This is a genomic window from Gluconacetobacter sp. (assembly GCF_047721585.1).
Classification (GTDB): Bacteria; Pseudomonadota; Alphaproteobacteria; order Acetobacterales; family Acetobacteraceae; genus Gluconacetobacter; species Gluconacetobacter dulcium.
In genome coordinates this window covers 1-2,556 of record NZ_JBDNXE010000240.1, presented here as the reverse complement: position 1 = coordinate 2,556, position 2,556 = coordinate 1, and the positions used below count along the sequence as shown (strand labels likewise).

Sequence of the window (2,556 nt, the reverse complement as noted above, 5' to 3'; positions counted from 1 at the left end):
GTAAGCATCCGGCGGGAGACGCGGGCGTATTCAGGCGGCGATGGTATTGTGGACCTGCTGGTGGGCTTTCCAGTGCCAGGGCAGGAGTTCATGGAGGCGTGGATTGGGGATGTCATTGATCCGTGCCAGGACATCAGCGAGCCATGCATGGGGATCGACATCGTTCAGGCGCGCGGTGACGATCAGGGAATACATGGCGGCGGCGCGCTCTCCGCCACGATCGGACCCGGCGAACAACCAGGCTTTCCTGCCCAGGGCGATGCCGCGCAGGGCGCGTTCTGCTGCATTGTTTGAGAGGCAGATCCGGCCGTCAGTGAGGAATCGTGTGAATGTATCGGCACGTCTGAGAAAATAGTTCATGGCGTGGGCAACGGGATTTTTTGTCGACATGCGCCGGCAACACTCCCGCATCCAGTCGAACAGATCGTCGACCAGAGGGGCTATGTCTGTTTGACGGACTGCCAGCCGATGTTCTGGGGGCGTACCGTTGATGGTGCGCTCGGCTTGGAATATGGCGTCGATCCTGCCTACTGCCTCTATGGCGAGGGGCGCCTTGTCCCTCTCGGCGATTTTGAACAGTCCCCTGCGTCCATGCGCCCAGCATCCGGCGGAGACAACCGGCGCGGGTTGGCGTCCCGGTTTCGCCAGAGTATTATAACCCGCATAGGCGTCTGACTGCAGAATGCCGGTCCAGCCGGTGAGATGGTCCGTGGGATGTTCGCCCTTGCGGTCCCGGGAATACCGGAACCAGACGGCTGGCGGTGCTGGCCCACCAAATGGACCATCATCACGCACATAATTCCACAATCGTCCGGTGACTGTCCGGCCTTTCGCCAGAACCGGCACGGTGGTGTCGTCCGCGTGCAGGCGTTGTGCCGCCAGCACATGCGCCCGGATCAGCGTAGTCAGGGGGGCCAGCGTCGCGGTGCAGGCTCCCACCCAGTCGGCCAGCGTTGATGTGTCGAGATCGATCCCTTCGCGGGCAAAGGCATCGCTCTGGCGGTTCAGCGGCAGATGCTGCAGGAACTTGTCGCACAGGATGGTCGACAGCAGCCATGGGCCGGCGCGTCCGCGCGCGATCGGATGGAAGGGGGCGGGTGGCTGGGTGATGCTCTCGCAGTCCCGGCAGGTGAACTTCTCCCGCACCGTCTGTATGACCTTGAACTGGCGCGGGATCACCTCCAGCGTCTCGGTGACGCTCTCCCCCAGTTTGCTCAGACGATCGCTGCCACAGCACGGACACTGTGTCGGTGCGGGGATGACGACCCGCTCGCGCGGCAGATCGGCACGCAGGGGCTGGCGCCCCCGGTTGCTCCTGGGTGCTGTCGCACGGACGGCGGGATCCGCCGCATTTTCGGGCGCGTCCTCGGCGAGTGTCGTCTCCAGCTCTTCCAATTCGAGTTCGAGCTGGGCCAGCAGGCGGCGCCCCCGCTCCGACGAGGCGCCGAAACGGTCCTGGCGCATCCGCGCGATAAGATGTTTGAGATGGGCAATCTGCGCTTCGGCGCTGGCCGCACGGGCTTCCGCGACCTCGGCACGCGCCTCGGCAGCGGCAAGTGCCGCGCGCAAGGCGATGATGTCGTCCGTGTCTCCCGTCATGAAGGCAGTTGATCACATGGGCGCTCAAAAGGGTACCAGTATATGCTGACCTGGCGCGGTTTTTATTATCCCGCCAGTTCAGGTCTCCATGTTTTCTGCGGATTGCGCCAGTCCACACCCTCCAGCAGACAAGTCAATTGTGACGGGGAGAGATGGATCGCTCCGTCCTTTGCCGAAGGCCACAAGAAATGCCCGCGCTCGATCCGCTTCGCATATAAGGAAAGGCCGATCCCATCGTGCCAGATCAGTTTCACCAGGTCGCCGCGTCGGCCCCTGAAGGCATAGACGTCACCCGCGAAAGGGTCACGACCCAGTGCTTCCTGGACCTTCAACGCCAGCCCGGGCATCCCCAGGCGCATATCGGTTACACCGGCCGCCAGCCATATCCTCAGCGTGGAAGGAAGCGGGATCATGATCGTAGTGCGCCCACAATCTCACGCAGACGATCAGCGGACAGCCCTGCGTCGAACTCCAGCCGCACACCGTCCGGAAAGACCAGGCTGACGGCTTGGCCGGACAGCGTTCCCTGTTCTCTCCGACGCTCCGATGGCTGCGGCTCGGGGGCCGGGGCTACCATGACAGGTATGAACGATGTCCCGCCTTTGGCCTGCGCTTTGGCCCGAGCCTCTCGCCGCCAGCGAAACACCAGACTGGGATGGATCCCATACTGTGCAGCCACCTCCCTTATGGGGCGTCGGCTCTCGTAGGACGCGATGACCACTCGCGCGCGAAATTCAGGGGCGTGCCAGCGGCGGCGATCCGAAACGATCTCGATCCGCGAGGCGTCCGCCAGCCTGTCCCGCTCATCGGTCTCTCTACCGCTCCTTTGGAGCCTCTCTGCGGTACTACCTGCGACACTCGCAGGTAGTACCGCGTCCCTATCTCTTAAATCGTTCATGCTTCATAGCTGAACCAGGCCAGAAGTATTCAGCAAGGCGTCAGTCGCCGGGAGCTTAC

Annotated in this window: 3 protein-coding genes; all 3 read right to left on the bottom strand. The window is 63.1% G+C overall.

The features are described 5' to 3' along the window. Positions 1-30: 30 nt before the first annotated feature. The 3 genes from tnpC to tnpA all read right to left on the bottom strand — a co-directional run bounded on the left by tnpC (position 31) and on the right by tnpA (position 2,497). Complete coding sequence (gene tnpC / locus ABF821_RS20775) at positions 31-1,599, bottom strand: IS66 family transposase (protein WP_075594768.1); 1,569 nt, start codon at positions 1,597-1,599, stop codon at positions 31-33. A gap of 65 nt (positions 1,600-1,664) precedes the next feature. Further along, on the bottom strand, positions 1,665-2,012 hold the full coding sequence (tnpB, locus tag ABF821_RS20770) for an IS66 family insertion sequence element accessory protein TnpB (protein WP_019092242.1): 348 nt from the start codon (positions 2,010-2,012) through the stop codon (positions 1,665-1,667). Continuing rightward, the gene (gene tnpA, locus ABF821_RS20765) at positions 2,009-2,497 is read right to left on the bottom strand and encodes an IS66-like element accessory protein TnpA (protein ID WP_061276868.1); all 489 of its coding nucleotides are present in this window, start codon (positions 2,495-2,497) and stop codon (positions 2,009-2,011) included. Before tnpA ends, tnpB begins: the two co-directional genes overlap by 4 nt. Positions 2,498-2,556 lie beyond the last annotated feature (59 nt).